Below are 26,258 nucleotides of genomic sequence, written 5' to 3' on the forward strand. Positions count from 1 at the left end.
GGAGACATGAGGCGCTTTGAAGGTCAATCCGTATTCGTGACCGGAGGCAACAAGGGCATCGGTTACGGCATAGCCCGCCGTTTTGCCGATGAAGGCGCAAAAGTCGCCATCGCCTCAGTCGACAAGGACACGCATGACGCCGCCAGAAAACTGGCGGACGAAACCGGCACCGTTACCCATGGCGTCATCCTCGATGTGCGCGACGCGGCAGCGGTGCGCGAGGCCTATGGCGCCGCCGAAGAGGCGATCGGCCCGCTTTCCATTTCCGTCCAGAATGCCGGCGTCATCACCATTTCGAAAATCGAAGAGCTGACGCAGGAACAGTGGGACTTCAATCTTGACGTCAACACCAAGGGCGCGTTCCTCTGCTGCCAGGAAGCGATCCGCCGCTTCCGCGCAAGCGGCACCAAAGGCCGCCTCGTCAACACCGCCTCGGGTCAGGCGCGTCAGGGATTCATCTATACACCGCATTATGCCGCCTCAAAATTCGGCGTTGTGGGCCTGACGCAAAGTCTTGCCAAGGAGCTCGCGCCTGAGGGCATTACCGTCAACGCCATCTGCCCCGGCATCATCCACACCGAAATGTGGGACTATAACGACCGCGTCTGGGGCCAGATGCTGGGTGAGTACAAGCCCGGCGAACTGATGGCCGAATGGGTGCGCAACATCCCCATGCGCCGCGCCGGAACCCCCGCCGAAGTGGCCGCACTGGTGGCATTTCTGGCGTCGGACGATGCGGCTTATATCACCGGCCAGACCATCAATGTCGATGGTGGCTTGATCATGTCGTAAAGGGGCTTGCTAAAGCCTCTCCTCCGTCATCCTCGGGCTTGTCCCGAGGATCTAATCACGTCCAATAAAATCAATCGGTTGCAGATCCTCGGGACAAGCCCGAGGATGACGTAGCGTGTGAGGGGAAGCTTTCCGCTATCTCTAACGATTGAGCCGTCAGTTGCGCAGCCTATACCCCGTCTTGAAGATCCAGCTAACAACACCGAGGCACAGCGCCAGAAACAGCGTGATCATCGCAAGGCTGATGGCGGGATTGACGTCGGCGATCTCATAAAAACTCCAGCGGAAACCGCTGATGAGATAAAGCACCGGATTGAAATGGCTGACCGTCTGCCAGAAGGGCGGCAGCATGTCGATGGAATAGAAGCTGCCGCCAAGGAAAGTCAAAGGCGGCACCACCAGCATGGGAATAAGGTTCAGCTGCTCGAAATTCGTCGCCCAGATGCCGATGATGAAGCCGAACAGGCTGAAACTGACAGCCGTCAGCACGAAAAACAGCACCATCATGAACGGATGAGCAATCGTGATATCCACGAAGAAGGTCGCCGTTATCAGAATGATCGTCCCGATCATCAGGCCCTTGGTCGCCGCCGCCCCGACATAGCCGGCGACAATTTCCGTCATCGATACGGGCGCGGACAATATCTCATAGACCGTGCCGGTGAATTTCGGGAAATAAATGCCGAAGGACCCGTTGCCGATACATTGCGTCAGCAACGTCAGCATGATGAGACCGGGCGTTATGAAGGCGCCATAGGAAACTCCGCCAACTTCCTGAATCCGCGAACCGATCGCGGTTCCGAAGACGATGAAATAAAGGGAGGTGGAAATGACGGGCGAGACCACGCTTTGCAGCAGGGTGCGACGCGTGCGCGCCATTTCGAACAGATAGATGGCCTTGATGGCTTCGAAGTTCATTTCTGGCCTCCCACCAGCGAAACGAAAATATCCTCAAGCGAACTCTGCCGCGTGGAAATATCCCTGAAATGGATGTTGGCGGCGAAAAGGGCATTCAGAACATCCGCGATGCGGACCTGCTCGCCATTATCCTCGATTTCATAAGTGATGGTGGAGCGGTCATCGGAAAGCGTCAGACCGAAGGGCGCAAGACTGTCAGGCAATTGCTCCACGGGCTGGGCAAGCTCCAGGAAAAGCTGCTTGCGGCCGAGTTTTTTCATCAGCGCCGTCTTTTCTTCCACCAGCAGCAATTCGCCGCCATTGATGACGCCCACCCGGTCGGCGATTTCTTCCGCCTCTTCGATGTAATGTGTGGTGAGGATGATGGTGACGCCTTTGGCGCGCAGCTCGGAAACCACATTCCACATGTCGCGGCGCAGCGCCACATCCACACCGGCCGTCGGCTCGTCAAGGAACAGAACCTTCGGCTCATGCGCCAGCGCCTTGGCGATCAGCACGCGCCGTTTCATACCGCCGGAAAGCTCCCGCAGCATATTGTCCTTCTTGTTCCAGAGCGACAAGGATTTCAGGATACGCTCGATCAGCTCCGGGTTCTTCTTCTGCCCGTGCAGGCCGCGCGAGAAGCTGACGGTGTTCCACACCGTCTCGAACTGGTCTGTGGTCAGCTCCTGCGGCACGAGGCCGATCAGGGCGCGGGTCTGGCGAAAATCCTTCACCACATCGTGCCCGCCGACAAGCACCGAACCTTCACCCGGATTGACGAGACCGCAGACAATCGAGATCAATGTCGTCTTGCCAGCACCGTTCGGACCGAGAAGAGCGAGGATTTCCCCCTGTTTGATATCGAGGCTGACACCTTTGAGCGCCTGAAAGCCGTTTGCGTAGGATTTTGTCAGATTCCGTATCGAAACAATGGCATTCATGGCGAATTCTTTCGAAAAACCGAGTAAGATGATCGCCATATAGACCGCAGAGGTTGCAAATGCCACCCCAGCGGACCGAACACTGCGTTCGGCAGAGACGGAAAATCAGCTGTAGATGCTGTAGAAAAACTGCGCTGCGACGAAGACCAGAAATACCCCGAAGGCCCGCTCCAGCTGCTTTTTGCTGAGCGCATGGGCGAGCCTAGCGCCATAGGGCGCAACGACAAGCGTGATGGGGATCAGCAACACCACGGCGATCCAGTTGATGAAACCGGTGGAAAACGGCGGCAGGCCCGCATCACCCCAGCCAGCCCAGATGTAACCCAGAAGCCCCGGCAGCGAAATCAGCACGCCGACACCGGAAGAGGTTGCGACCGCCTGATGGATCGTGCGTCCGTAAAGCGTCATGAAGGTATTGTTCATCACCCCGCCGCCCACGCCCATCAGGCCGGAAAAGAGCCCGATGCCGGTGCCAACAAGAAAACGGCCCGGATTTTTCGGCAGGTCGGAGCCGAGATGCCAGCTCGCCCGGTTGAAGATCATCCGGAAGGCGAGCACCAGCGCGATGAAGGCGAAGATCAGCCGCAGCGCGACGCTCGAGGCATGGGCAGCAACCACGGATGCGAGGATGGCGCCGAGCGGCACGGCGACAATCCAGCCCTTCAGCAGATCGACATCGACCGCGCCCTTCTGACGATGCGCCAGGAACGAACGAATGGAAGTGGGCACGATGATGGCAAGCGACGTGCCAAGCGACAGATGCATGCGCACCGCCTCCGGCACATCCAGCAGCCCAAAGACCTGGTAGAAGACGGGCACCAGCACCGCGCCGCCACCAATGCCGAATAGCCCCGCCAGAAGACCGGCGACCACACCCGCTGCCGCAAGCGCCGCAACAAAGACCATCAGCTCTGAAACAGGGGGCATAAAGGCAGGCTCCCGAAGGCCGTTGTCACAAACATGTGACCCTCATAGCGTATCTGAAAGGTGCGGCAAGCCATGTTGGCCGCAGGTCAGTACGGTGCGATGTCTTTTGCCGCTATCCGCGCCGGATGGACCACTCTATGGGATCGTTTTCCCATTGCATGCCCTTGCAAAGACGCCGATATCCCCCCGATAAGGCTGTCTTTTTCAACCGGCCTTCGGGCCGGTCTTTTTTTTGGGGGTGTGACGGGCGATTATCGAGTTAGCGGGTAGAGAAGCATCCTCAACCGTCGTCATTACGGCCTGATCCAAAAATCCGCCGCCTATGTCATCGGCGGCAGCCCGATAACAAGCCGCACTCCGTATTCGACGTCATCCTCGGCCTTGTGCCAAGGATCTGCCAACATATCGCCAATAACGACGTTGCAGTTACTCGGTACAGGCCCGAGCATGACGGCGGAGACGCTTTCAAACTCAGCCGTTAACGTCCACCAGCGCGGCCTAATCGCAATGCCTGTAACCTGACTTGCGCGTGCGCAAGTCGAAATGAAAATGGTTCCAGTGATTGGGATCGCTGCCCGGTCCGAGAACGGTCGAGAAATATTTGCAGCTGTCAGACCTCACCGCCTTCAGCAGCGCTTTTTCGCGGAAGGCGAAGAAGCTTTTCTTGCGAACATCGATTTCCTTGCCGTTCTTCAGCGTGATGGTGCCGATATCGATGGCATTACCGCGTGCATGTTCTGACCACGGGTTGCTGGAGCGCGAATTCATCTTGCGGCAGGAATAACCGCCCATCGGCGTGATGCGGCCGACACCGGAGAGGTAACGGAAGCGGGAGGATGGCACGAGCTCGAACTTCACCCATTTCGCAAAGGCAAGCGTGACCTGGCAATTGAGCTTCACTGCCGGCCGGACGGCGACACCACTGGCGAGGCCACTGAGTTCGATCGGATAGTCGATACCGCAGGTCGGACCGTCAGCAATACGCGCGACATCACGGAAAGCGACGCCGAGACGGCGAAGTTCGGAGCGGCAGGCAACTTCGGAAGGCGGCATGACGCCGGGCGGCATGGACCGGTTGCTTTGCAGCCCGCCGCCCGCCATCGGATTATCAGGCATCAGCATGGCCACTTCTTCCACCGGCTGGCGACGGGAAGAGGAGCCGAGCGGCGGCGGCGGGACGAGCCGCGATTGGCTGGCCCGTTGCGTCTGGCGGGCCGGAGAGACGGCCACGGGATTATCCGTACCGATACCATCCACCACCGGCTGCGCTGAAGCGCCTTCGGCGATATCCGCATCCTGTTCTTCGGCAAGTCCGCGAACCGGCTCCACGCCCAGCATGGAATCCATATTCACGCCGCCTTCACCTTCGGCGATCTGGTTGCTGGCCATCTGCTGCGCCGGCATCGCCTGGTCCTGCATGGTCTGCGCCGGCCCAATTGTATGGCCGCTGGCCGCCATGCGCGCCTGATGCTGGGAATCGAGTGTCGAATAACCCTGCCCGCCCTGCGGCGATTGCAACAGGGGGTCCTGCGAAGCGTAAGGCTCCGGCATCGGCTGTGAGACGGCGGCAGGATAATCGGTACCCTGCCCGGCCCGCTCGGCCTGATACACCGCACCAGCCGGCGCGCTGTAACCTTGCTGCCGCGAGGAACGGATGGCGCTGACGCGCGTGGTGCCATCCACCTCCGCCGGCGGCACGAGGCCCTCCGCCGAACACGACACCATGACCGTGGAAATCATCAGCAACGTCACAAGACGACGCGGAAGGGAAACATACGCCATACGAGAACCTGTACCTTCAGCGGCCGCAATTCGCGGCAATACAGGATAAATTTTAAAGAAATGAGGTAAACGAAACCTTATTGGTTGCCGGAAATAACGAATGGCTGGTTCTGAAGGCTCAAAACAAAAAGGCGCGGCCAGGACCGCGCCTTTCAATCAGATCTAGATGCCTGACATTACGCGGCCCGCGAAACCTCCCGCCCCGCACCATGTCCAAGTTCGAAACGCGAAAGCAGCGAGCGCAGCTGGCGGCTTTCCTCGGCGAGCGTCTGGCTGGCCGCCGTCGTTTCTTCCACCATGGCGGCATTCTGCTGTGTCATCTGGTCCATGTGGTTGACGGAGGTGTTGATCTCCTGCAGGCCCGTTGCCTGCTCGCGCGCGGCCGTGGCGATGGAGTTCACATGGCCGTCGACACGATTGACCAGCGCCACGATCTCCTCCAGCGCATCGCCCGTCGAGCGCACGAGTGCGACACCGCCGCCGACTTCTTCGGCCGAACGGTTGATAAGGGTCTTGATTTCCTTCGCCGCATTGGCGGAGCGTTGCGCCAGTTCGCGAACCTCCTGCGCCACCACGGCAAAACCACGCCCGGCCTCGCCGGCACGCGCCGCCTCCACACCGGCGTTCAGCGCCAGAAGATTGGTCTGAAAGGCTATTTCATCGATGACCGAGATGATCTGGCCGATGCGTTTCGAAGATTCCTCGATACGGCCCATGGCGTCGACGGCATTGCGCACGATCTCGCCCGAGCGGCCGGCGCTGGTTTTCGTGTCCTGCACCATCTGCCGGGCCTCGTTGGCACGCTCGGAAGCGGTGCGCACCGTGGCGGTGATCTCGTCCAGAGCAGCCGCTGTCTCCTCCAGCGCCGCCGCCTGCTGTTCGGTCCGGCGGGAAAGATTGCCGGTCGCACCGCTGATGTCGGAGGCGCTGTCATTGACCACATGCCCGGTTCTGGCGATCGCCTCGATCGCACCGTGCAACGCACCGACGGCACGATTGAAGTCCATGCGCAGCTTTTCGTAATCCTCGCCAATATCTCTGAGTGAGACGGTCAGATCGCCATTGGCAAGCGCTTCGAGCGCATTGCCCAATTGCTCCATGGCATGCGCCTGCCGTTCGGATGCGGAGCGCAGAACCATCTCGTTACCATGCCGCTCCTCCTCCAGCGCCCGCTGCTGATCCGCCTCCCGCGCCTGCAGCGCGCTGCGCTCATTGACGCTGTCGCGCAGTACCAGCAGCGTCTTGGCAATCGCGCCGATTTCATTGCGACGGTCGGCGAACTGGATATCTGCCGCGCCGTCACCATCGGCGATCCGCCGCATGCTTTGGCGGATGAGGTCGATCGGCCGCGTTACGCTCCGCACGACGGCTGCTGCCACGCCAATAACCAGAAGACCCGCGGCGATGCACAGACCGCCGTTAAAATAGACCTCGCGCCAGAACACCGCTTCAAGATCGTCAACATAAACACCGGTGCCGACAATCCAGCCCCAGGGAGCAAAACCGGCGACATGGGAAAATTTCTCGACCGGCTCCGGCGCACCGGGCTTCGGCCAGTAATAATCGACAAAGCCCTTGCCGCCCGCCTTGACCGTGTTCACGAACTCGACAAACAGCGCCTTGCCGTTCGGGTCCTTGTTGGCGGTAAGGTCCGTGCCGTTCATCTCGGGCTTGATCGGATGCATCACCATTTTGGGATGCATGTCGTTGATCCAGAAATAGCCGCTGCCATTGCCATAGCGCATGGCTGCAATGGTCGTCTTGGCCTGCTGTTGCGCCGCCTCCCGCGTCAGGCTTCCGCCCTGCTCCAGCCGATAATATTGATCGAGAATGGCAACAGCGGTTTCGTTCATGGCCGCGAGCCCGGATTTCCGCTCGCGCTCCATTTCACTGTAGCCCTCAAACAGGCTGAATGTCAGCGCCGCGACCAATATTGCCAGAAACAATGCGACCAGCGCATAAAGGCGCATAGATATCGTTACGTTTTTCATGTTCCCCCTCGACGTCGCTGATGCACTTCGACCAGCTGATGTTAAAGGGAAAAACTTTATTATTATTAAATACACCTATTATACGTCGGTATTATTCTTCTATCCTCACATTCCTTGGCGTTTTTATGCCGGACAGGCACAGCACGCGTGAATTTTCAAACCAGCTGGCGGCATTTAAAGACACCGTTAACCGTGTGACTCCTATCTTCTTTGACCGAAATTACTTTACAGGGAGGCGCGCGATGGCCCGGCCGAATTTTCGCTATACGCATTATGACCTGAAGGAATTGCGGGCAGGCACCACCCTTGAAATATCCCTGTCCGCCGTCAACAATGTCCGGCTGATGACGGGCGCCAATTTTCAGCGTTTCACCGAATTGCTCGATTTCAAATATCTCGGCGGCGTCGCGAAAAAATCGCCGATCCGCATCGCCGTTCCCGAGACATTGCACTGGCATCTGGTGATCGATGCCGAAGGCCATAGCGGCCTGGCGGAATCCTCGGTCAAGATGCTGCCCGCGCAGCCCCAGGCGGCGCCACATCGCAAGGCGTCCTGATCGCATTTACAAACAATCAGTTACGCCCATTTTCCGACTCAATCTACCAGCGACTTGAATCTCTTTCTCAAGATCGCCCGCGGCGCACTTTCCGGCCGGGACGCCGCAAACCCTAGCGCGTCGCGCGCTCGCGACGCAGCTTCGCCCACCAGTCGAGGCGCTTGCGGATTTCCCTTTCGAAGCCTCGATCCGGCGGATCGTAAAAGGTCGTGCGCCCCATCTTCTCCGGGAAGTAATCCTGCCCCGAAAAAGCATCCGGCTCATCATGGTCGTAACGGTAACCATCGCCATAACCCTCGCCCTTCATGAGCTTGGTTGGCGCGTTCAGAATATGTTTCGGCGGCACCAGCGAGCCGTTTTCCTTGGCCGCCCGCATGGCCGACTTGAAGGCGGTATAAACGGCGTTCGATTTCGGCGCGGTCGCGAGATAGACGCAAGCCTGCGCCAGCGCCAACTCACCCTCGGGTGAGCCGAGATAGTCATAGGCGTCCTTGGCGGCGTTGCAGACGGTCAAAGCCTGCGGATCGGCAAGGCCGATATCCTCAACGGCCATACGGACCAGCCGCCGCCCAAGATAAAGCGGGTCCTCGCCGGCATCGAACATGCGCGCGAGATAATAAAGTGCCGCATCCGGGTCCGAACCGCGCACCGACTTATGCAGCGCGGAGATGAGATTGTAATGGCCGTCCTGGCTCTTGTCGTAAACGGGCGCACGGCGCTGCACGATGCGCGTCAGCCCTTCGGTATCGAAGGTCTCGTCCTTGCGCGCCGCGCGCCAGACCTCCTCGGCAAGCGTCAGCACGGCGCGGCCATCGCCGTCGGCCATGCGGATCAGGCTGGCCCGTGCCTCTTCCGTCAACGGCAGGGACTTGCCCTCCGCCTCCTCGGCGCGCTTGAGAAGCTCGCTCAGGCTATCCTCGTCATGCGAGCGGAATGTCAACACACGCGCCCGCGACAACAGAGCGGCATTGAGTTCGAAAGACGGGTTTTCGGTGGTGGCGCCCACCAGAATAATGGTACCGTCCTCCATGACAGGCAGAAAACTGTCCTGCTGGGCGCGGTTGAAGCGATGAATCTCGTCTACGAAAAGCAGCGTCTGCCGGCCATTCATCCGCCGTGTTCGCGCCGCCTCGAAAACCTTCTTGAGATCGGCGACACCGGAAAAGATCGCCGAGATTTGCTCGAAAGCCAGCCCCGCTTCGCCGGAAAGCAACCGGGCAACCGTGGTCTTGCCGGTGCCGGGCGGCCCCCAGAAGATCATCGACCCCAGTGAGCCGCTATCGATCATGCGGCGCAGCACGCCCTCCTCGCCCGTCAGATGCGGCTGCCCGCTCACCTCCGCCAGCGTCTTGGGACGCAGACGATCGGCAAGAGGCCGCCGGTTGGCGACCTCGACGGGCACTTGCGGGGCGAAGAGATCGTCGCTCATCGCAGGAACTGCCGGATGCGCTGCCCATCACGCAGGATTTCCACCCGCCAGAAGCCGGGATTGTCGTCCAGCGCCTTCTCGACAGCGGCGGTGGTGCCGATATCCGCGCCGTTCAGCGACAGGATCACGTCTTTCGGCTGGAAACCGACACGATAAGCCGGGGAACCGCGCTTCACATCGGTAATGACAACGCCGGTCACCTGCGACGGCATACGCAATTCATCGGCAAGCTTTGGCGAAAGATTGGCGACAGTCGCGCCGGCGAAGGGATTGCGCCCCTCAATCAGCCGTTCATCGCGCGGTGCGGTTTCCGGCGCGGTATCGAGCGCGATGGTCACCTTCTTCTCTTTCCCCTTGTCCATGACGGTCAGTTCGGCGGATTTGCCGATGCCGGCGGTCGTCAGGCGATAACCCAGCGCATCCGGATGCTCCACCTCGAAGCCGTTGACGGCGGTAACCACCTGCCCCGGCTCAATGCCCGCCTTCTCCGCCGGCCCACCCTTGATGACGCTGACGACCAGCGCGCCACGGGCGCGATGCAGACCAAGCGCCTCGGCGACATCCGATGTCACCGGATCGAAAGTTGCGCCGATATAGGGCCGCTGGAAGCTTGCATCGCCACGCTCGGCGGCAGCGACGAAAACTCGGACAAGATTGGCGGGAATGGCGAAACCGATGCCGTTCGAGCCGCCGCCCTTGGAGAAGATGGCCGTGTTGATGCCAATCAGCTCACCCGCCATGTTCATCAACGCACCGCCGGAGTTGCCGGGGTTGATGGAGGCGTCGGTCTGGATGAAGAAACCGAAATCGCCCTGCGTCACCTGGTTACGCGCAAGGCCGGAAACGATGCCGCTCGTCACCGTCTGGCCGACACCGAAGGGATTGCCGATGGCGAGCACCAGATCACCGACCTCGATCTTGTCAGAATTTCCGAGCGACAGTACCGGGAACTGTTCCTTCGCATCGATCTGCAGAACGGCGAGATCGACGCGATCATCCTTTAGCAGCACCTTTGACGAAAATTCACGCCCATCCGCCAGCGCCACCTTGATGTCATCGGCGCCGTCGATGACGTGATTGTTGGTCACCACGAGGCCGCCGGCGGTCACGATGACGCCGGAGCCGAGCGATGACTGCTTCTCCGTACGGTTCGGCATCTGCTGGCCGAAGAACTGTTCGAAGAAAGGATCACCAGCAAACGGCGACAGACGCCGTTGCACGACGCGTTCGGCATAAACATTCACCACCGCGCCTGCGGTGCGCTTGACCAGCGGCGCGAAAGAAAGCTGCATTTCCGTGTGGCTCGACGGCACGGTCCTGTTATCCTGCGCCGCAGCACCCACGGGCAGGAGAATGAGCGCGGCGAGAAAGCCGGTGGACAGATACTTCAACACGCTTCGCATGTGATTCCTCATCGTCATCAGTATGATGGAGTTATAACGTCAAAGCCTGTAAAGCAAAGAGCGGCAAGATGATGGCCGTCCTTTTCCAGGCATGGTATCGGCGGGCGACATTGGAACCAACAGCGCCCCTTTTCGGTTTCACCGGCACCTGACTGCCCTTTAAAAGAGACGACCCATGCATCTGAAACCGATCCTCCTTGCCTGCGGCATCCTTTTCACATCCTCCCTCGTCTCACCGGCCAGCGCGGCAAGCTTCGATTGCGCCAAGCCCGATCTGGCGGCGGATGAAAAAGCGATCTGTGACAACCGCGCGCTGAACGACCAGGATGTGAAGATGGCCACCACCTTCGACATTCTGACCCAGTTGATGGCGATGGGCGCGCGTGACACTTTGCGCGACGAACAGAGCCAATGGCTGAAGCAACGCCAGGAATGCGCAGCCGATGTGGCTTGCCTGACGCGTTCTTACGAGGAACGTATGAAGCGCCTCGGGGAAGCCTTCCAGAGCATCAATCGACCGCTCTGACCGTTAAGCCTGCCCTCAGACCGCACGAATGATGTTTTCCAGGAGGCCATGCAGCTGGTCGCGATAGCCGGTTCTGGCGGAAGGAGCATCTTCCCGCGAGGTCATGACCACGGAAAGTCGTCTGGCGGGCACGATATAGAGCATCTGCCCGCCATAACCCCAGGCGTAATAGACAATCTCCCCCGCCATCTCCTTGATGAACCAGCAATACCCATAACCATCGCCATTGAAGACGGAATTGGTGCGCTGCTGCCAGGACTGGCTGATCCATTCCTGTGAGATGAGCCGCTCGCCATCAGGCGTTACGCCGCCAAGACGATAAAGCTCGCCAAAGGCCAGCAGGGAACGCGCCGTCATCGCCATCTGGTTGCCACCGAGATAGATGCCCTGCGGATCGCGCTCCCACCCGCCGATCGCGAACCCCTCAAGTGGCCGAAACCAGTCTCGGGCGAGAGAAAGCGTCGAGCGGCCGGAAGCCTTGGTCAATATCGCCGAGAGCAGATGTGTTGATGCCGTGGAATAGAGCATGCCGCCGCCGGGCTCCCCGGCAAAACCGGAACCCAGCGCCATCCTCACCCAGTTGCGGCTGGCGACCCAGCGGCCGTAATTCGGACCGGACATGCGCTCCAGACCGGATTGCATGGACAGGAGATGACCAATGGTGATCCGCTGCAGCCGTGGATCGGGGTTAGGAGGAAAATCTCCGCGCAGTATGGTTGCGACCGGCTGATCGGCGCCCGACAGAATCTTGCGGTCGATCGCCATGCCGACCAGCGCCGAGATGACCGATTTCGAGGCCGACTTGATATTGGTGGAGCCGTTGAGGCTGGCACCGTGATAGGCGCGGCTCGCGACCTCTGCGCCATCGATGCTGACGATCACCGCCTTGAGGCTGGAAAGCGCCTCCGCCTGCCTCAGCAAAGGATCGAAACGGATATTGTTTCCGGCGTCCTGCGCCTGGGCAAGCCGAGCAAAAGGCAGCGACGCGATAAGGGTGAGTGCGGTTCGTCTTTTCATGATGCTGAGCTAGGAAGCAATACGGCGATGAAAAGAGGAAACGCCGCCAATCACTCCAATGTGACCTTACTTCAAGCGCCGGATTTGCAGACTGTCACTCGTAAATATCGCAGAATCCCCATGAAAACAATGTGTTGCCACGCATTCCGGAATCGAGATGCGAAGCGCTTGAATCAGTTTCTGATCTTGAGGACTATCGCCCTGCCATAAATACAAAAGACTGGAGAAAGATGCAGCAACTGAAATCGTCACGCCTTATCCTGCGATTTTTCAAAATGACGGACTCGCCACCGCTTGCCCGGTTGACGAACGACCCACTCATTTTGCGCAATCTGCTGCGCACGGCCTACCCTTTCGAACCTGATGATGCCCGGCGCCTCATCAGGCGCATTGCTGAGCGTCGGCTACCGGTATGGGCGGTGGATGATGGCAGGCTGCTCGGTCTCATCGGCCTTTCAGGCGAATTCGGCCTTTGGCTTGATCGTCGTGTTTGGGGAAAAGGCTACGGAGAAGAAGCCGGACGCCTCGTCATCGATTATGCTTTTCAGCACATGAGTATCGAAACCCTGCTAGCCAATCCCCTGTTTGACAACAGGGCGTCGCATCGCCTGCTGGAAAAGCTGGGCTTTGCCGCAACCGGCCGCGGAAATGCCTTTTGCACACAACGTGGGAAAATCGTGCCAATTCGACGTTATCGGCTCGATAAATAATGACAGGCATAAAAAAGCCGCCGTTTATCAGCGGCGGCTTTTTATTATCCCGCAAATCCGGAAATCACTCCGGCAGAATCCGCACAGCACCTTTGTCCGCGCTCGACGCAAAGGCCGCATAGGCCTTCAGTGCCGTCGTGACATTGCGCTTGCGTGGTGCTTCCGGCTTCCAGCCCTTTTCTTCCTGCTCGGCACGGCGCGATGCTAGTTCGGCATCCGGTACGCTAAGGTTGATCGTGCGGTTCGGAATGTCGATCTCGATCAGGTCACCCTGACGCACGAGGCCGATGGCGCCGCCCTGTGCCGCTTCCGGCGAGGCATGGCCGATGGACAGGCCTGACGTGCCACCGGAGAAACGACCGTCGGTGATGAGCGCGCAGGCTTTGCCGAGGCCTTTGGATTTCAGGTAGCTGGTCGGATAGAGCATTTCCTGCATGCCAGGCCCGCCCTTCGGCCCTTCGTAACGGATGACAACGACGTCGCCCGCCTTGACCTCGTTGCCGAGAATGCCCTTCACGGCCGCGTCCTGGCTCTCGTAAACGACCGCCGGACCGGTGAATTTCAGAATGGATTCGTCCACACCCGCCGTCTTTACGATGCAGCCGTCGAGCGCGATGTTGCCATAAAGCACGGCGAGACCGCCATCCTTGGAGAAAGGCTTTTCGACCGAGCGGATGACGCCATTATCGCTGTCGGTATCCAGATCGTCCCAGCGCGAGGACTGGCTGAAGGCAACCTGCGTCGGTACGCCGCCGGGGGCAGCCTTGAAGAATTCACGCACCGTCTCGCTGTTGGTGCGGGTAATGTCCCAGCGGTCGATGGCGTCGCCCAGCGTCGCTTCGTGCACCGTATAGGTATCGCGATTGATGAGACCGCCGCGCTCCAGCTCACCGAGAATACGCATGATGCCGCCGGCGCGGTGTACGTCTTCCATGTGCACGTCCTGCTTGGCGGGCGCGACCTTGGAAAGGCAGGGAACCTTGCGGGAAAGACGGTCGATGTCTTCCATGCCGAAATCGACGCCGCCTTCATGGGCGGCCGCCAGAATATGCAGAACCGTGTTGGTGGAGCCGCCCATGGCGATATCAAGCGACATGGCGTTCTCAAACGCCGCCTTGTTGGCAATGGTGCGCGGCAGGACGGTTTCGTCCTCCTGCTCGTAGTAACGGCGCGCCAGATCGACGATCAGGTGACCGGCCTCGACGAACAGGCGCTTGCGATCCGAATGGGTGGCGAGCGTCGAACCGTTGCCTGGCAGGGACAAGCCCAGCGCCTCGGTCAGACAGTTCATGGAATTGGCGGTGAACATGCCGGAGCAGGAACCGCAGGTCGGGCAGGCAGAGCGCTCGATGACCTTGACGTCCTCATCGGAAATCTTGTCGTCGGCAGCAGCCACCATCGCATCGACCAGATCGAGCGCCACTGTCTTGCCATGCAGAACCACCTTGCCCGCTTCCATCGGACCACCGGACACGAAAACGGCGGGGATGTTGAGCCGCATCGCCGCATTCAGCATGCCGGGGGTGATCTTGTCGCAGTTGGAAATGCACACCATCGCATCGGCGCAATGGGCATTGACCATATATTCAACCGAGTCAGCGATGATCTCGCGCGACGGCAGCGAGTAGAGCATGCCGTCATGGCCCATGGCGATACCGTCATCGACCGCGATGGTGTTGAATTCCTTGGCAACACCGCCGGCCGCCTCGATTTCGCGGGCAACCAGCTGGCCGAGATCTTTCAGATGCACATGGCCGGGCACGAACTGCGTGAAGGAATTGACGACAGCAATGATCGGCTTGCCGAAATCGCTGTCCTTCATGCCGGTGGCGCGCCAAAGGCCGCGCGCGCCCGCCATGTTGCGGCCGTGGGTTGTCGTTCTGGAGCGATAGGCTGGCATGGTGTTTTCCTCGATCTCTTGGGCAAAGACGCGTCTTCCGCAGCGCGGTCAAAACGGCCTCTGCCCTAATTTGCGGTTTTTCTAGCGCAAACCGTGAGCCCTGTCACTGTCACCTTGAGGCAAAACAGTACGGTTCGGTACGGTACGCTTTCTCTTCAGCGTGCTATCGGGCCGCGCCTTTCATCACAAATGCGCGATTTCCGCCGCTCCACCGTTGTTTTTCCGCAGATCGCTGAAACATAACTGTGCAGCGGCCGTATTGGCTATCATAGTCGATTTATCGCCGATGCACCCGGCTTTTGTGGAGGTTCCAATGCCCGCCTATCGTCCGCCCATCATCTCGGCAAATGAAATCACGCCGAAGAATATCTACCTGTCCAGACGTGGCTTCCTCGGCACGGCGGCGGGGCTGGCGGCAATCGGGCTGGCCGGGCGTGAGGCTGTTGCCGCGCCGCTTTCCGCAAAACCCGGCGCCTACAAGCTCGATGAGAAGCTCACCCCGCTCGACGCCGTCACCAGCTATAATAATTTCTACGAATTCGGCGTCGGAAAATCCGACCCGAAGGAAAATTCCGGCAAGTTCAAGCCGACCCCCTGGACTGTGAAGGTGGATGGCCTCGTTTCCAAACCGCAGGAATTCGGCATAGAAGAGCTGATGAAATATCCGCTGGAAGAGCGCACCTATCGCATGCGCTGTGTCGAGGGCTGGTCGATGGTCATTCCGTGGATCGGCTTCCCGCTCGCCGCCCTTCTCGACAAGGTGGAGCCGCTTGGCAGCGCGAAATACGTGTCCTTCGAGACGGTTGTGCGGCCGGAGGAAATGCCCGGCCAGAGCGGCTTGTTCCAGCCTCTTTCATGGCCCTATGTCGAGGGCCTGCGTCTCGATGAAGCGCGCCATCCGCTCACCATCCTCGCCGTTGGGCTTTATGGCGAAACCCTGCCGAACCAGAACGGCGCGCCGATCCGCCTCGTGGTCCCGTGGAAATATGGTTTCAAGGGCATCAAATCCATCGTCCGTATTTCGCTTGTCGAGAAACAGCCGGAAACGACGTGGAAAAACTCCAATGCCCGCGAATATGGCTTCTATTCCAACGTCAATCCGCATGTAGACCATCCCCGCTGGAGCCAGGCGACGGAACAACGCATCGGCGAAGGCGGCTTTTTTGGCACGCAGAACCGCCCGACCCTGATGTTCAACGGTTACGACGAGGTGGCAAGCCTCTATGCCGGCATGGACCTGAAAGCGAATTACTGACCATGGCCTTAGCGCTGCCTCTTCCCTCGCTGCCGAAGCGTTACCAACCGGCAGCCATCTGGGCGCTGTATATCGCCGGCCTTTCTCCCGGTGTCTGGTATTTCTATCTCGCCGCAACCGGCGGCCTCGGCTTTAATCCGGTCAAGGAGTTCGAGCACCTGCTCGGCATCTGGGCGCTGCGCTTCCTGTGTATCGGCCTACTGGTGACGCCGATGCGCGATCTCTTCAACATCAACCTCATCGCCTATCGTCGCGCTCTGGGGCTGATCGCCTTTTATTATGTGCTCGCCCATTTCACCGTCTATCTGGTGCTGGATCGCGGCTTGATCCTCAGCTCCATCGCAGGCGATATCCTGAAACGCCCCTATATCATGCTCGGCATGGCCGGCTTACTCATGCTCATTCCTCTGGCGCTCACCTCCAACCGCTGGTCGATCCGCAAACTCGGCAGCCGCTGGAACACGCTGCACAAGCTTGTCTACCTCGTCCTCATCGTCGGCGTGCTGCATTTCGTGCTGGCGCGGAAGTCGATCACGCTGGAACCGGTGTTTTATATCACGACGATGGTGCTGCTGCTCGGGTATCGGCTGGTACGGCCGACGATCATGGCTCGGAAACGCAGCAGGAAGGCCGCTGGCAGGCCCGTGCATCAATAGTCCAAAATTTAAGGGGGCTCATGGCGAATGGAGTTGCGTGGGGCCTGCCCCCCTCTGCCCTGCCGGGCATCTCCCCCTCAAGGGGGGAGATCCGCAAGACGCTCTACCGCCACTTCATCCGTGACGGTTGAGATACTAGAGACTTTGCGGTGTCTCGATCTCCCCCCTTGAGGGGGAGATGCCCGGCAGGGCAGAGGGGGGTCAGCCGCACGCACCGCCCTCAATGCAAAAAACCGCAAAACAAAAAAAGCCGGGCGATCTCTCGCCCGGCTTTTTAACTCGCGACGCCGGAAAGGCGTCAGATATTATGCAGCTTCGGCAGCAGCAGCTTCTGCAGCAACGCGAGCCTTGTCGGCTGCGCCCTTGGCGTCAACGTCGCGCTCGACGAATTCGATGACGGCGAGAGCGGCATTGTCGCCCTGGCGGAAGCCGGCTTTCATGATACGCAGGTAGCCGCCATTGCGGTTTGCGTAGCGAGCTGCGATCGCGTCGAACAGCTTGCGAACAGCGTCCTGATCCTTGATCTGCGAGATCGCCTGACGACGAGCGTGCAGGTCGCCCCGCTTGCCGAGGGTGACGAGCTTCTCAACGATCGGGCGAATTTCCTTCGCCTTCGGAAGCGTGGTGACGATCTGCTCATGGGTGATGAGCGAAGCAGCCATGTTGGCAAACATTGCCTTGCGGTGGCTGGCGGTTCTATTGAGCTTGCGGCCTGAATTACCGTGGCGCATTGCTATTCTCCTTCTACGCAGGTTCCTTCTCTAAGGCCTGCCGTTTCCTGGCACATGCAGATGACTTATCTGCTGTTTGACGGGGAAAGGCAGTCTTTGAGGTCTGCCTTCTTGTTTGTTAGTACTGGTCTTCGTAACGCTTTGCGAGATCTTCGATGTTCTCAGGCGGCCATGCCGGCACTTCCATACCGAGGTGCAGACCCATGGAAGCGAGAACTTCCTTGATTTCGTTCAGCGACTTGCGACCAAAGTTCGGCGTGCGAAGCATTTCGGCTTCGGTCTTCTGGATCAGGTCGCCGATATAAACGATGTTGTCGTTCTTCAGGCAGTTTGCCGAACGAACCGACAGCTCGAGCTCGTCGACCTTCTTGAGAAGCGCCGGGTTGAACGCAAGTTCGGTAACCGATTCTTCTTCTGCTTCCTTCTGCGGCTCGTCAAAGTTGACGAAGACGCCCAGCTGGTCCTGAAGAATGCGAGCGGCGAAGGCAACGGCGTCTTCGCCGGAAACCGAACCGTTGGTCTCGATCGTCATGATCAGCTTGTCGTAGTCGAGAACCTGGCCTTCACGGGTGTTTTCCACCTTGTAGGACACTTTCTTGACCGGAGAATAGAGGCTGTCCACCGGAATGAGGCCGATAGGGGCATCTTCCGCACGGTTGCGCTCAGCCGGTACGTAACCCTTGCCGTTGTTGACGGTGAATTCCATGCGGATTTCAGCGCCATCGTCCAGCGTGCAGATCACGTGGTCGGGGTTCAGGATTTCGATGTCGCCAACCGTCTGGATGTCACCAGCGGTTACGGCACCCGGACCCTGCTTGCGCACGACCATGCGCTTGGAATCATCGCCGTCCATCTTGATGGCGATTTCCTTGATGTTGAGCACGATATCCGTCACATCTTCCCGAACGCCGGGGATGGAGGAGAATTCGTGCAGGACACCGTCGATCTGCACGGCCGTTACAGCGGCGCCACGCAGAGAAGACAACAGAACGCGACGCAGCGCGTTGCCGAGGGTAAGACCGAAACCACGCTCCAGCGGCTCGGCAACCAGCGTTGCCTTGGTGCGGCTGGACGAGGTGAACTCGACCTTGTTCGGCTTGATAAGTTCCTGCCAGTTCTTCTGAATCATCTTTAAACCTTCCGTTCGCCGCCACCATCCAATCGTGACGGACCGAGCATGAAAACACCGAGAGGAACCAAATTCAGGGGTTCATCGGTGGGTTCTTGAGCGCAAGTCCGTCGATCGAAATCGACGCGCACACGCCAGATACACGAAAATTCCGCCAGACCGAAGGAAAGGCGGAATTTCCGAACCACGGTCGCGTCAGACGCGGCGCTTCTTGCGCGGACGGCAACCGTTGTGCGGGATCGGCGTCACGTCGCGAATGGAGGTGATCATGAAACCGGCAGCCTGCAGAGCGCGAAGTGCCGATTCACGGCCGGAACCCGGACCGCAAACTTCAACTTCAAGCGACTTCATGCCGTGTTCCTGAGCCTTCTTCGCGCAATCTTCAGCAGCGATCTGGGCAGCGAACGGGGTCGACTTGCGCGAACCCTTGAAACCCTTGGCACCAGCGGACGACCAGGCAATAGCATTGCCCTGTGCGTCGGTGATGGTGATCATCGTGTTGTTGAAGGTCGAGTTGACGTGCGCGACGCCAGACGTGATATTTTTGCGTTCGCGACGACGGACGCGTGCGGCTTCCTTGGCCATTTTATACCTTTCATTGATCTCTTCACCGCCGTAACACCAGCGGCTACACCGGCGATCAGCCCTTCTGGAGCCTTACGCCAAACTCAGAAAGGCTGGCGCGGACTGCACCAGCCTCCCCTTTCCGGAGAACCGGAAAATTACTTCTTCTTACCAGCGATAGCCTTCGCCGGACCCTTGCGGGTGCGGGCGTTGGTGTGCGTGCGCTGACCGCGGACCGGAAGGCCACGACGGTGACGCAGGCCGCGGTAGCAACCGAGGTCCATCAGACGCTTGATGTTCATCGAGGTCTCACGACGCAGGTCGCCTTCGACCTGGTAGTCGCGGTCGATGGCTTCACGGATCTGAAGAACTTCAGCATCCGTCAGCTGATGAACGCGCTTCTCAGCCGGAAGACCGACCTTGTCCATGATTTCCTGCGCGAATTTCGGACCGATCCCGTGAATGTAGGTCAGCGCAATAACAACGCGCTTCGCAGTCGGGATGTTGACGCCAGCGATACGTGCCACGTCTCTTCTCCTTGGTTCCAGTTGCCATCCGGCAAGTGGTGATTCCATTTGAGCGGCCGAAAGACCGCCAGTTCAAATTGGTGTCCGTGACAAGTCAAAACGACTGAACCCGGATCTCCCTTCCCTAAGGGAAATCCGCGCCAGTCGCTTGGGATGTCGCGAGTTGGCGCGGTGTTTAACGGAATCAGCGCAAAAAAGCAACCGGCTCCGCCAAGATTCTTTTACGATCCAGAGGATCAGCCGCCTTTCGGAAATGGAAGATGGGCAAGAACGTAACGGCCCTTACCCATTCATTCTCTCGATCAGGCAGAGGCTTTCTCGAGAACGCGCTCGATGGCCTCAGTGACGGCATCGACATCAGCCATGCCATCCAGCGCCACAAGCTCGCCCTGCTCGCTGTAATAGGCAGACAGCGGCGCGGTCTTCTCGCGATATTCCGTAAGACGCTTGCGGAAAGCTTCCGGATTGTCATCCGAACGGACAGTGCCGCCAGCCGCGATGGTCTCAGCGACGCGGTTTTCGATTCGGCGAATCAACGCCTCTTCGTCCACCTTGAGTTCGATGACGGCGTCGAGAACCAGGTTCTTCTTGCGCATGTTGTCGGCAAGAGCCTTGGCCTGCGGAACGGTGCGCGGATAACCGTCGAGAATGAAACCCTTGGCACAGTCCGGTGCTTCGATGCGCTCGGAAACGATCTGATTGACGATATCGTCGGATACCAGCCCGCCGGCATCCATGACGGCCTTGGCGCGCTTGCCGATTTCGGTGCCCGCGCTGACCGCAGCGCGCAGCATGTCACCGGTGGAAAGCTGCGGGATCCCGTACTTGTCCGTCAGCCGCTTGGCCTGGGTTCCCTTGCCCGCACCCGGCGGACCCAAAAATATCAGTCTCATCGTCCCCTCTTTCCTCCACGCAACTTCGACTTCTTGATCAGGCCTTCATACTGCTGGGCGATCAGGTGACCCTGAATCTGCGCAACCGTATCCAGAGTTACACTGACAACGATCAAAAGCGAAGTACCACCAAGGGCTAATGGAATGCCCGTCCGTGCGATAAGTGTCTCAGGAAGGATACACACGAAGACCAGATAAATCGCGCCGACCACCGTGATGCGGGTCAGGACGTAATCAATGTACTCCGCGGTGCGCTCGCCCGGACGGATGCCCGGAATGAAGCCGCCATGCTTCTTGAGGTTATCTGCGGTGTCCTTCGGATTGAAGACGATCGCCGTATAGAAAAACGCGAAGAACGCGATCAGCAGGCCGTAGAGCGCCATGAACAACGGCTGTCCGTGCTGCAGCGACGCAATGATCGACGTCGCCCAGCCCGGCAGGTTGGTGTTTCCGGCAAAACCCGCAGCCGTTGCCGGCAAAAGCAGCAGCGACGATGCGAAGATCGCGGGAATGACGCCGGCGGTGTTGAGCTTCAGCGGCAAATGCGAGGTATCGCCCTGGAACATACGGTTGCCGACCTGGCGCTTCGGATATTGGATCAACAGGCGGCGCTGCGCGCGCTCCACGAAGACGATAAGCGCGATGACGCCGATAGCGATGATGACGACCATCAGAATGAGAGGGGTCGACAGCGCGCCGGTGCGGCCAAGTTCCAGCGTGCCGGCCAGCGCCTTGGGCAGGCCCGCGGCAATGCCCGCGAAGATGATCAGCGAAATACCGTTACCGATACCGCGCGAGGTGATCTGTTCGCCGAGCCACATGAGGAACATCGTACCACCGAGCAGCGTGATGACGGTGGAGATGCGGAAGAACATGCCCGGATCCACCACGAGACCGTTGCCGCTTTCAAGCCCGACCGCAATACCATAGGCCTGCAGCGTGCCGAGCAGCACCGTACCGTAGCGCGTGTACTGGTTGATGATCTTGCGGCCGGCTTCGCCTTCCTTCTTCAACGCTTCGAGCGAGGGCACGACCGAGGTCATGAGCTGCACGATGATCGAAGCGGAGATGTAAGGCATGATGCCGAGGGCGAAAATCGCCATGCGCTCGACAGCGCCACCCGCAAACATGTTGAAAAGACCAAGAATACCGTTGGCCTGACCGCGGAAGGCCTGCGCATAGGCTTCGGGGTTCAGGCCCGGAAGCGGAATATGGGTGCCGAGACGGTAGACGAGAAGTGCGGCAAGAGTAAACCAGAGACGCTTTTTCAGATCCTCCGCCTTAGCGAAGGTCGAAAAATTCAGGTTCGAAGCCAGTTGTTCCGCTGCTGAAGCCATAAATTTCTCCGAATGACCCTTGCCAGCCAGCAACACCGGCCAATGCGGAAAGGTCTAAAAGATACTGGTCAAAACCGGGCTTCGGACGAATGCAGCTCTTGGCCGCCATCATGCCTCACCCTGTTTTTTATGTCCTATCCCCTCCCCTACGGAAGTTCAAGAACTGTGAGGCTCTCCCTGCGGCACTTTCTGCCGCAAGCGGGGCCAAGAAAGCACACCGCGAAGAGATTGCCCTGATGCTCTATAAATCGATTTAGATCGAAAGCAACAGTGGCCAGGGAGCGCAAACGCCCGGAGCGACATGCGCACCGGGCGTCTGAAGTTTATATATTACTCGGCGGCTTCCGCTGCAACAGCGAGAAGCTTGATCGAGCCGCCAGCCTTTTCGATCTTTTCGATCGCAGGCTTGGAAGCGCCGGCAACTTCGAAAGCGACCTTTGCCTTCAGCTCGCCGTCGGCGAGAATGCGTACGCCGTCCTTGGCGCGGCGGATAACGCCAGCAGCCTTGAGAGCAGCGGCATCGATCGTTGCGGAAGCGTCAAGCTTCTTGGCGTCGATGGCGGTCTGAATGCGGCCGAGCGACACAACAGCATATTCGGAACCGAAAATGTTGTTAAAGCCGCGCTTCGGCAGACGACGGTAGATGGGCATCTGACCGCCTTCGAAGCCGTTGATCGCGACGCCCGAACGAGCCTTCTGACCCTTCACACCGCGACCACCGGTCTTGCCCTTGCCGGAACCGATACCGCGACCTACGCGGATACGATCCTTGGAGGCGCCTTCGTTGTCTCTGATTTCATTGAGTTTCATGATAGGTTACTCCGTCTCACTTCTCGTCAACGACGCGAACGAGATGCTGGACCGCACGGATCATGCCGCGAACCGCAGGAGTGTCTTCCAGGGTGCGCTGACGATGCATCTTGTTGAGACCCAGACCGACCAGCGTCTGACGCTGGATTGCCGGGCGGCGAATAGGGCTGCCGATCTGTTCGACCGTAACAGTCTTCTTGGCTTCAGTAGTCTTCTTGGCCATGATCCAGCTCCTTATTCTTCAGAAGCGTTGCCGGAAGCGGCACGGCGAGCCTGAAGGGTCGCATACTTCAGACCGCGCTGTGCAGCGATGTCCTTCGGATGAACCTGATGCTTCAGAGCGTCGAACGTAGCGCGAACCATGTTGTACGGGTTCGACGAACCGGTCGACTTTGCAACAACGTCATGAACGCCGAGCGTTTCGAAAACGGCGCGCATCGGACCACCGGCGATGATACCGGTACCGGCCTTGGCCGAACGCAGCAGAACCTTGCCTGCGCCGTGACGGCCATTGACGTCGTGATGCAGCGTGCGGCCATCGCGCAGCGGAACGAAGATCAGATCGCGCTTTGCGCTTTCCGTTGCCTTGCGGATCGCTTCCGGAACTTCACGAGCCTTGCCGTGACCAAAGCCAACGCGGCCCTTCTGGTCGCCAACGACGACGAGAGCGGCGAAGCCGAAGCGACGGCCACCCTTAACAACCTTTGCAACGCGGTTGATCGCGACCAGCTTGTCGACGAATTCGCTATCGCGCTCTTCACGGTTCTGGCGGTCGTCGCGAGAACCTCTTTTTTCCTGTGCCATTGTCCTTGTCCTTTTTCTTTTACGGGTGGAACGGCAAACGAAAAGACCAGCGCCCTCGAGAACGAGATCCGCATGGTCCGGTGAAATTCCGCCCGGATCGATGCCCGGGCGGAAAAAACTTAGAAGTTCAGACCGCCTTCGCGGGCAGCTTCAGCCACGGCCTTGATGCGGCCATGATAGATGAACGCGCCACGGTCGAATACGACATCCTTGACGCCGGCCTTGACGCCACGCTCGGCAACCAGCTTGCCGACAACAGCCGCTGCTGCAACGTCGGCGCCGGTCTTGAGCGAACCGCGCAGATCGGCTTCGAGCGTGGAGGCAGACGCAAGCGTCTTGCCAGCAACGTCATCGATGATCTGGGCATAGATGTTCTTCGACGAGCGATGAACCGACAGGCGCGGACGGCCGTTGGCAACCGCCTTGATCTGGCGGCGCACACGGCTCGCGCGACGTGCAAGTGCTTCTTTCCTGCTAGCCATTTCGCGTGATCCTTACTTCTTCTTGCCTTCTTTGCGGACAATACGCTCTTCAGCGTACTTCACGCCCTTGCCCTTGTAGGGCTCGGGACCGCGGTATTCACGGATTTCCGCGGCTACCTGGCCAACCTGCTGCTTGTTGATGCCGGAAACGATGATTTCCGTCGGCTTCGGAACGGCAATGGTGATGCCGACCGGAGGCTCGTAAACAACGTCATGGGAAAAGCCGAGAGCCAGCTGCAGGTTCTTGCCCTGCATGGCGGCACGGTAACCAACGCCGTTGATTTCGAGCTTGCGCTCATAGCCGTCCTTAACACCCTTGAAGATGTTCTCGATCATCGTGCGGGACATGCCCCACTTCGAACGAGCTTCCTTGGTGCCGTTAGCCGGCGTTACGGAAACGCCGTTATCTTCGAGCTTCAGCTGAATGTCGTCGTTAGCGACGAAAAACAGTTCACCCTTCGGGCCCTTAGCAGTAACCTTCTGGCCGTCGACATTGGCCGTCACACCTGCTGGAACCGGAACGGGCTTTTTACCGATACGAGACATTATTCAATCCTGTCTGTTCGTTATGGAGATCCTTGCTCGGGTCTTAGAAGACCGAGCAAAGAACCTCGCCACCAACGTTCTGTTCGCGAGCCTGGTGATCGGCCATCACGCCCTTCGGGGTCGAAAGGATGGTGATGCCGAGGCCGTTCGCGACCTGCGGAATGGACTTTACCGAGACATAAACCCGGCGGCCCGGCTTGGAAACGCGGCCGATCTCACGGATCACCGACGCACCTTCGTAGTACTTCAGCTCGATGGTGAACTCGGACTTGCCGTTTTCAAAATCGACCTTGGAATAACCGCGAATGTAGCCTTCAGACTGCAGCACGTCGAGAACGCGTGCGCGCAGGCTGGAAGCAGGCGTGCTTACCGAAGACTTACGGCGAGCAGCACCATTGCGGATGCGGGTGAGCATATCACCCAAAGGATCAGTCATGGTCATGTGCCCGTCTCCTTACCAGCTCGACTTGACAATGCCCGGCACCTTGCCGGAATTGCCCAGCTCACGAAGCGCGATACGCGACATCTTGAGCTTGCGATAGAACGCGCGCGGACGGCCCGTTACTTCGCAGCGGTTGCGGATACGCGTCTTCGAGCCGTCACGCGGCAGCGAAGCGAGCTTCAGAGTGGCCTTGAACCGGTCTTCGATCGGAAGGGACTGGTTCATCACGATCGCCTTGAGAGCAGCGCGCTTGGCAGCCTGCTGGGCGACCGACTTGCGGCGGCGCTTGTTCTTTTCAACTGCGCTTGTTTTCGCCATATCGGAGTTCCTTTTCTACGCTCGTCGTTACGGTTAGTGACGGAACGGGAAGTTGAACTCTGTCAGCAGAGCCCGAGCTTCGTCGTCCGACGTCGCCGTCGTGCAAACGATGATGTCCATGCCCCACATCTGATCAACTTTATCGTAGTTGATCTCAGGGAACACAATGTGTTCCTTGATGCCCATGGCGAAGTTGCCACGGCCGTCAAAGCTCTTCGGGTTCAGACCCCGGAAGTCGCGAACGCGCGGCAGCGCGATGTTGACCAGACGATCAAGGAATTCGTACATGCGGGCGCCACGAAGGGTAACCTTCGCACCGATCGGCATGCCTTCGCGAACCTTGAAACCAGCGATCGAGTTGCGAGCGCGGGTAACGACCGGCTTCTGGCCGGCAATCGCAGCCAGATCACCGGCAGCGATCGTGGGCTTCTTGGAATCGGCAGTCGCTTCGCCAACGCCCATGTTGATCACGATCTTTTCAAGCTTCGGGATCATCATGACGTTTGCGTAGGAGAACTTCTCCTGCATGGCGCCACGGATACGGGAAACGTATTCCGTCTTGAGACGCGGCTCGTACTTATCATCCATCGATCACTTCTCCCGAACGCTTGGCCACGCGGACCTTCTTGCCATCCACAACAGAGAAGCCAACGCGGGTCGGCTTGCCATCCTTGTCGACGATGGCGATGTTGGAGATGTGCAAGGATGCTTCCTTGTTGATGATGCCGGCTTCCTGAGCCTGGGTCTGGCGCTGGTGACGCTTCACCATGTTCACGCCACGCACAACGGCACGGTCTTCTTTCGGCATTACCTGGATTACTTCGCCGGTACGGCCCTTGTCCTTACCGGTCAATACGACAACCTTGTCGCCTTTACGAATTTTCTGCAT

At 59.1% G+C, this 26,258-nt stretch carries 31 protein-coding genes; 6 read left to right on the plus strand and 25 right to left on the minus strand.

What is annotated here, in order from left to right; translation table 11 throughout:
• Nucleotides 1-6: 6 nt before the first annotated feature.
• Nucleotides 7-792: an SDR family oxidoreductase gene (locus BS627_RS14020; protein WP_077983821.1), complete on the plus strand. Its 786-nt coding sequence runs from the start codon at nt 7-9 to the stop codon at nt 790-792.
• A gap of 156 nt (nt 793-948) precedes the next feature.
• On the opposite strand, the gene BS627_RS14025 is transcribed toward BS627_RS14020, so the two are convergent.
• From BS627_RS14025 to BS627_RS14045, 5 genes are all read right to left on the minus strand, one after another.
• Complete coding sequence (locus tag BS627_RS14025; protein ID WP_077983822.1) at nt 949-1,710, minus strand: ABC transporter permease; 762 nt, start codon at nt 1,708-1,710, stop codon at nt 949-951.
• Nucleotides 1,707-2,633: an ABC transporter ATP-binding protein gene (locus BS627_RS14030; protein ID WP_077983844.1), complete on the minus strand. Its 927-nt coding sequence runs from the start codon at nt 2,631-2,633 to the stop codon at nt 1,707-1,709. The genes BS627_RS14025 and BS627_RS14030 overlap by 4 nt, the downstream gene beginning before the upstream one ends.
• 105 nt (nt 2,634-2,738) lie before the next feature.
• Entirely contained in the window at nt 2,739-3,560 is an 822-nt protein-coding gene (locus BS627_RS14035; protein WP_077983823.1) for a sulfite exporter TauE/SafE family protein, read from the minus strand.
• Between the two features lie 498 nt (nt 3,561-4,058).
• Nucleotides 4,059-5,342, minus strand: coding sequence for an extensin-like domain-containing protein (locus BS627_RS14040; RefSeq protein ID WP_089153253.1), 1,284 nt, complete (start codon nt 5,340-5,342; stop codon nt 4,059-4,061).
• A gap of 176 nt (nt 5,343-5,518) precedes the next feature.
• Nucleotides 5,519-7,333 carry a methyl-accepting chemotaxis protein gene (locus tag BS627_RS14045; RefSeq protein ID WP_077983824.1) on the minus strand — a complete coding sequence of 605 codons (1,815 nt, stop codon included), beginning with the start codon at nt 7,331-7,333 and terminating at the stop codon, nt 5,519-5,521.
• A 242-nt stretch (nt 7,334-7,575) separates the two neighbouring features.
• Between BS627_RS14045 and BS627_RS14050 the strand changes: the two genes are divergently transcribed.
• A complete protein-coding gene (locus BS627_RS14050; protein ID WP_077983825.1) occupies nt 7,576-7,890 on the plus strand; it encodes a DUF1883 domain-containing protein in 315 nt (104 codons plus the stop codon).
• Between the two features lie 112 nt (nt 7,891-8,002).
• On the opposite strand, the gene BS627_RS14055 is transcribed toward BS627_RS14050, so the two are convergent.
• Together BS627_RS14055 and BS627_RS14060 are read right to left on the minus strand one after the other, a co-directional pair.
• A complete protein-coding gene (locus BS627_RS14055; RefSeq protein WP_077983826.1) occupies nt 8,003-9,319 on the minus strand; it encodes a replication-associated recombination protein A in 1,317 nt (438 codons plus the stop codon).
• On the minus strand, nt 9,316-10,722 hold the full coding sequence (locus tag BS627_RS14060) for a DegQ family serine endoprotease (protein WP_077983827.1): 1,407 nt from the start codon (nt 10,720-10,722) through the stop codon (nt 9,316-9,318). The genes BS627_RS14055 and BS627_RS14060 overlap by 4 nt, the downstream gene beginning before the upstream one ends.
• Before the next feature lie 175 nt (nt 10,723-10,897).
• Here BS627_RS14060 and BS627_RS14065 point away from each other — a divergent pair, with 175 nt between their 5' ends.
• Complete coding sequence (locus tag BS627_RS14065) at nt 10,898-11,248, plus strand: lysozyme inhibitor LprI family protein (protein ID WP_077983828.1); 351 nt, start codon at nt 10,898-10,900, stop codon at nt 11,246-11,248.
• A 15-nt stretch (nt 11,249-11,263) separates the two neighbouring features.
• On the opposite strand, the gene BS627_RS14070 is transcribed toward BS627_RS14065, so the two are convergent.
• Nucleotides 11,264-12,265 (minus strand): serine hydrolase domain-containing protein, encoded by a 1,002-nt coding sequence (locus tag BS627_RS14070; RefSeq protein WP_077983829.1) that lies wholly within the window; start codon nt 12,263-12,265, stop codon nt 11,264-11,266.
• Nucleotides 12,266-12,495: 230 nt separating this feature from the next.
• Between BS627_RS14070 and BS627_RS14075 the strand changes: the two genes are divergently transcribed.
• The gene (locus BS627_RS14075; RefSeq protein WP_077983830.1) at nt 12,496-12,975 is read left to right on the plus strand and encodes a GNAT family N-acetyltransferase; all 480 of its coding nucleotides are present in this window, start codon (nt 12,496-12,498) and stop codon (nt 12,973-12,975) included.
• A 64-nt stretch (nt 12,976-13,039) separates the two neighbouring features.
• Here the strand turns inward: BS627_RS14075 and ilvD are convergent, their stop codons facing one another.
• The gene (gene ilvD / locus BS627_RS14080) at nt 13,040-14,875 is read right to left on the minus strand and encodes a dihydroxy-acid dehydratase (protein WP_077983831.1); all 1,836 of its coding nucleotides are present in this window, start codon (nt 14,873-14,875) and stop codon (nt 13,040-13,042) included.
• Between the two features lie 313 nt (nt 14,876-15,188).
• Between ilvD and msrP the strand changes: the two genes are divergently transcribed.
• Both msrP and msrQ read left to right on the plus strand, forming a co-directional pair.
• A complete protein-coding gene (gene msrP, locus BS627_RS14085; protein WP_077983832.1) occupies nt 15,189-16,130 on the plus strand; it encodes a protein-methionine-sulfoxide reductase catalytic subunit MsrP in 942 nt (313 codons plus the stop codon).
• A 2-nt stretch (nt 16,131-16,132) separates the two neighbouring features.
• Complete coding sequence (gene msrQ, locus BS627_RS14090) at nt 16,133-16,786, plus strand: protein-methionine-sulfoxide reductase heme-binding subunit MsrQ (RefSeq protein WP_077983833.1); 654 nt, start codon at nt 16,133-16,135, stop codon at nt 16,784-16,786.
• 305 nt (nt 16,787-17,091) lie between these two features.
• Here the strand turns inward: msrQ and rplQ are convergent, their stop codons facing one another.
• The 16 genes from rplQ to rplX all read right to left on the minus strand — a co-directional run bounded on the left by rplQ (nt 17,092) and on the right by rplX (nt 26,258).
• Nucleotides 17,092-17,517 (minus strand): 50S ribosomal protein L17, encoded by a 426-nt coding sequence (rplQ, locus tag BS627_RS14095; RefSeq protein ID WP_003521014.1) that lies wholly within the window; start codon nt 17,515-17,517, stop codon nt 17,092-17,094.
• Between the two features lie 118 nt (nt 17,518-17,635).
• Nucleotides 17,636-18,646 carry a DNA-directed RNA polymerase subunit alpha gene (locus tag BS627_RS14100; protein ID WP_003495228.1) on the minus strand — a complete coding sequence of 337 codons (1,011 nt, stop codon included), beginning with the start codon at nt 18,644-18,646 and terminating at the stop codon, nt 17,636-17,638.
• Nucleotides 18,647-18,841: 195 nt separating this feature from the next.
• A complete protein-coding gene (gene rpsK, locus BS627_RS14105) occupies nt 18,842-19,231 on the minus strand; it encodes a 30S ribosomal protein S11 (protein WP_003495225.1) in 390 nt (129 codons plus the stop codon).
• Nucleotides 19,232-19,368: 137 nt separating this feature from the next.
• Entirely contained in the window at nt 19,369-19,737 is a 369-nt protein-coding gene (gene rpsM / locus BS627_RS14110; RefSeq protein WP_035263425.1) for a 30S ribosomal protein S13, read from the minus strand.
• A 302-nt stretch (nt 19,738-20,039) separates the two neighbouring features.
• A complete protein-coding gene (locus BS627_RS14115; protein ID WP_077983834.1) occupies nt 20,040-20,630 on the minus strand; it encodes an adenylate kinase in 591 nt (196 codons plus the stop codon).
• Nucleotides 20,627-21,967, minus strand: coding sequence for a preprotein translocase subunit SecY (gene secY / locus BS627_RS14120; protein WP_077983846.1), 1,341 nt, complete (start codon nt 21,965-21,967; stop codon nt 20,627-20,629). Before secY ends, BS627_RS14115 begins: the two co-directional genes overlap by 4 nt.
• Nucleotides 21,912-22,079, minus strand: a complete 168-nt coding sequence (locus BS627_RS24585; protein WP_165691255.1) for a hypothetical protein — start codon at nt 22,077-22,079, stop codon at nt 21,912-21,914. The genes secY and BS627_RS24585 overlap by 56 nt, the downstream gene beginning before the upstream one ends.
• A gap of 218 nt (nt 22,080-22,297) precedes the next feature.
• Nucleotides 22,298-22,777, minus strand: coding sequence for a 50S ribosomal protein L15 (rplO, locus tag BS627_RS14125; RefSeq protein ID WP_077983835.1), 480 nt, complete (start codon nt 22,775-22,777; stop codon nt 22,298-22,300).
• 16 nt (nt 22,778-22,793) lie between these two features.
• A complete protein-coding gene (rpmD, locus tag BS627_RS14130) occupies nt 22,794-23,000 on the minus strand; it encodes a 50S ribosomal protein L30 (RefSeq protein WP_003495212.1) in 207 nt (68 codons plus the stop codon).
• A gap of 11 nt (nt 23,001-23,011) precedes the next feature.
• Nucleotides 23,012-23,581, minus strand: a complete 570-nt coding sequence (gene rpsE / locus BS627_RS14135) for a 30S ribosomal protein S5 (protein ID WP_003495208.1) — start codon at nt 23,579-23,581, stop codon at nt 23,012-23,014.
• Nucleotides 23,582-23,700: 119 nt separating this feature from the next.
• Entirely contained in the window at nt 23,701-24,063 is a 363-nt protein-coding gene (gene rplR / locus BS627_RS14140) for a 50S ribosomal protein L18 (RefSeq protein WP_003516127.1), read from the minus strand.
• Nucleotides 24,064-24,075: 12 nt separating this feature from the next.
• Nucleotides 24,076-24,609, minus strand: a complete 534-nt coding sequence (rplF, locus tag BS627_RS14145; RefSeq protein WP_003495204.1) for a 50S ribosomal protein L6 — start codon at nt 24,607-24,609, stop codon at nt 24,076-24,078.
• 43 nt (nt 24,610-24,652) lie between these two features.
• On the minus strand, nt 24,653-25,051 hold the full coding sequence (rpsH, locus tag BS627_RS14150; protein ID WP_004442588.1) for a 30S ribosomal protein S8: 399 nt from the start codon (nt 25,049-25,051) through the stop codon (nt 24,653-24,655).
• A gap of 12 nt (nt 25,052-25,063) precedes the next feature.
• Nucleotides 25,064-25,369 (minus strand): 30S ribosomal protein S14, encoded by a 306-nt coding sequence (gene rpsN, locus BS627_RS14155; RefSeq protein ID WP_003507785.1) that lies wholly within the window; start codon nt 25,367-25,369, stop codon nt 25,064-25,066.
• A gap of 33 nt (nt 25,370-25,402) precedes the next feature.
• A complete protein-coding gene (gene rplE, locus BS627_RS14160) occupies nt 25,403-25,957 on the minus strand; it encodes a 50S ribosomal protein L5 (protein WP_077983836.1) in 555 nt (184 codons plus the stop codon).
• Nucleotides 25,950-26,258, minus strand: coding sequence for a 50S ribosomal protein L24 (gene rplX, locus BS627_RS14165; protein ID WP_003495200.1), 309 nt, complete (start codon nt 26,256-26,258; stop codon nt 25,950-25,952). Before rplX ends, rplE begins: the two co-directional genes overlap by 8 nt.

The sequence above is a fragment of the Agrobacterium salinitolerans genome (assembly GCF_002008225.1).
GTDB lineage: Bacteria > Pseudomonadota > Alphaproteobacteria > Rhizobiales > Rhizobiaceae > Agrobacterium > Agrobacterium salinitolerans.

Excerpts from the sequence above, each read along its gene's own strand:
- rplE (WP_077983836.1), bottom strand. The coding sequence starts at position 25,957 with ATGGATGATAAGTACGAGCCGCGTCTCAAGACGGAATACGTTTCCCGT.
- rplQ (WP_003521014.1), bottom strand. The coding sequence starts at position 17,517 with ATGCGCCACGGTAATTCAGGCCGCAAGCTCAATAGAACCGCCAGCCAC.
- BS627_RS14075 (WP_077983830.1), top strand. The coding sequence starts at position 12,496 with ATGCAGCAACTGAAATCGTCACGCCTTATCCTGCGATTTTTCAAAATG.
- rplO (WP_077983835.1), bottom strand. The coding sequence starts at position 22,777 with ATGAAACTCAATGAAATCAGAGACAACGAAGGCGCCTCCAAGGATCGT.
- rpsE (WP_003495208.1), bottom strand. The coding sequence starts at position 23,581 with ATGGCACAGGAAAAAAGAGGTTCTCGCGACGACCGCCAGAACCGTGAA.
- rplR (WP_003516127.1), bottom strand. The coding sequence starts at position 24,063 with ATGGCTAGCAGGAAAGAAGCACTTGCACGTCGCGCGAGCCGTGTGCGC.
- rplF (WP_003495204.1), bottom strand. The coding sequence starts at position 24,609 with ATGTCTCGTATCGGTAAAAAGCCCGTTCCGGTTCCAGCAGGTGTGACG.
- BS627_RS14020 (WP_077983821.1), top strand. The coding sequence starts at position 7 with ATGAGGCGCTTTGAAGGTCAATCCGTATTCGTGACCGGAGGCAACAAG.
- BS627_RS14040 (WP_089153253.1), bottom strand. The coding sequence starts at position 5,342 with ATGGCGTATGTTTCCCTTCCGCGTCGTCTTGTGACGTTGCTGATGATT.
- BS627_RS14070 (WP_077983829.1), bottom strand. The coding sequence starts at position 12,265 with ATGAAAAGACGAACCGCACTCACCCTTATCGCGTCGCTGCCTTTTGCT.
- rpsH (WP_004442588.1), bottom strand. The coding sequence starts at position 25,051 with ATGACCATGACTGATCCTTTGGGTGATATGCTCACCCGCATCCGCAAT.
- BS627_RS14115 (WP_077983834.1), bottom strand. The coding sequence starts at position 20,630 with ATGAGACTGATATTTTTGGGTCCGCCGGGTGCGGGCAAGGGAACCCAG.
- BS627_RS14035 (WP_077983823.1), bottom strand. The coding sequence starts at position 3,560 with ATGCCCCCTGTTTCAGAGCTGATGGTCTTTGTTGCGGCGCTTGCGGCA.
- BS627_RS14050 (WP_077983825.1), top strand. The coding sequence starts at position 7,576 with ATGGCCCGGCCGAATTTTCGCTATACGCATTATGACCTGAAGGAATTG.
- BS627_RS14030 (WP_077983844.1), bottom strand. The coding sequence starts at position 2,633 with ATGAATGCCATTGTTTCGATACGGAATCTGACAAAATCCTACGCAAAC.
- BS627_RS24585 (WP_165691255.1), bottom strand. The coding sequence starts at position 22,079 with ATGATGGCGGCCAAGAGCTGCATTCGTCCGAAGCCCGGTTTTGACCAG.
- msrQ (WP_077983833.1), top strand. The coding sequence starts at position 16,133 with ATGGCCTTAGCGCTGCCTCTTCCCTCGCTGCCGAAGCGTTACCAACCG.
- BS627_RS14065 (WP_077983828.1), top strand. The coding sequence starts at position 10,898 with ATGCATCTGAAACCGATCCTCCTTGCCTGCGGCATCCTTTTCACATCC.
- BS627_RS14055 (WP_077983826.1), bottom strand. The coding sequence starts at position 9,319 with ATGAGCGACGATCTCTTCGCCCCGCAAGTGCCCGTCGAGGTCGCCAAC.
- BS627_RS14100 (WP_003495228.1), bottom strand. The coding sequence starts at position 18,646 with ATGATTCAGAAGAACTGGCAGGAACTTATCAAGCCGAACAAGGTCGAG.
- BS627_RS14025 (WP_077983822.1), bottom strand. The coding sequence starts at position 1,710 with ATGAACTTCGAAGCCATCAAGGCCATCTATCTGTTCGAAATGGCGCGC.
- BS627_RS14060 (WP_077983827.1), bottom strand. The coding sequence starts at position 10,722 with ATGCGAAGCGTGTTGAAGTATCTGTCCACCGGCTTTCTCGCCGCGCTC.
- secY (WP_077983846.1), bottom strand. The coding sequence starts at position 21,967 with ATGGCTTCAGCAGCGGAACAACTGGCTTCGAACCTGAATTTTTCGACC.
- BS627_RS14045 (WP_077983824.1), bottom strand. The coding sequence starts at position 7,333 with ATGAAAAACGTAACGATATCTATGCGCCTTTATGCGCTGGTCGCATTG.
- rplX (WP_003495200.1), bottom strand. The coding sequence starts at position 26,258 with ATGCAGAAAATTCGTAAAGGCGACAAGGTTGTCGTATTGACCGGTAAG.
- msrP (WP_077983832.1), top strand. The coding sequence starts at position 15,189 with ATGCCCGCCTATCGTCCGCCCATCATCTCGGCAAATGAAATCACGCCG.
- ilvD (WP_077983831.1), bottom strand. The coding sequence starts at position 14,875 with ATGCCAGCCTATCGCTCCAGAACGACAACCCACGGCCGCAACATGGCG.
- rpsN (WP_003507785.1), bottom strand. The coding sequence starts at position 25,369 with ATGGCGAAAACAAGCGCAGTTGAAAAGAACAAGCGCCGCCGCAAGTCG.
- rpsK (WP_003495225.1), bottom strand. The coding sequence starts at position 19,231 with ATGGCCAAGGAAGCCGCACGCGTCCGTCGTCGCGAACGCAAAAATATC.
- rpmD (WP_003495212.1), bottom strand. The coding sequence starts at position 23,000 with ATGGCCAAGAAGACTACTGAAGCCAAGAAGACTGTTACGGTCGAACAG.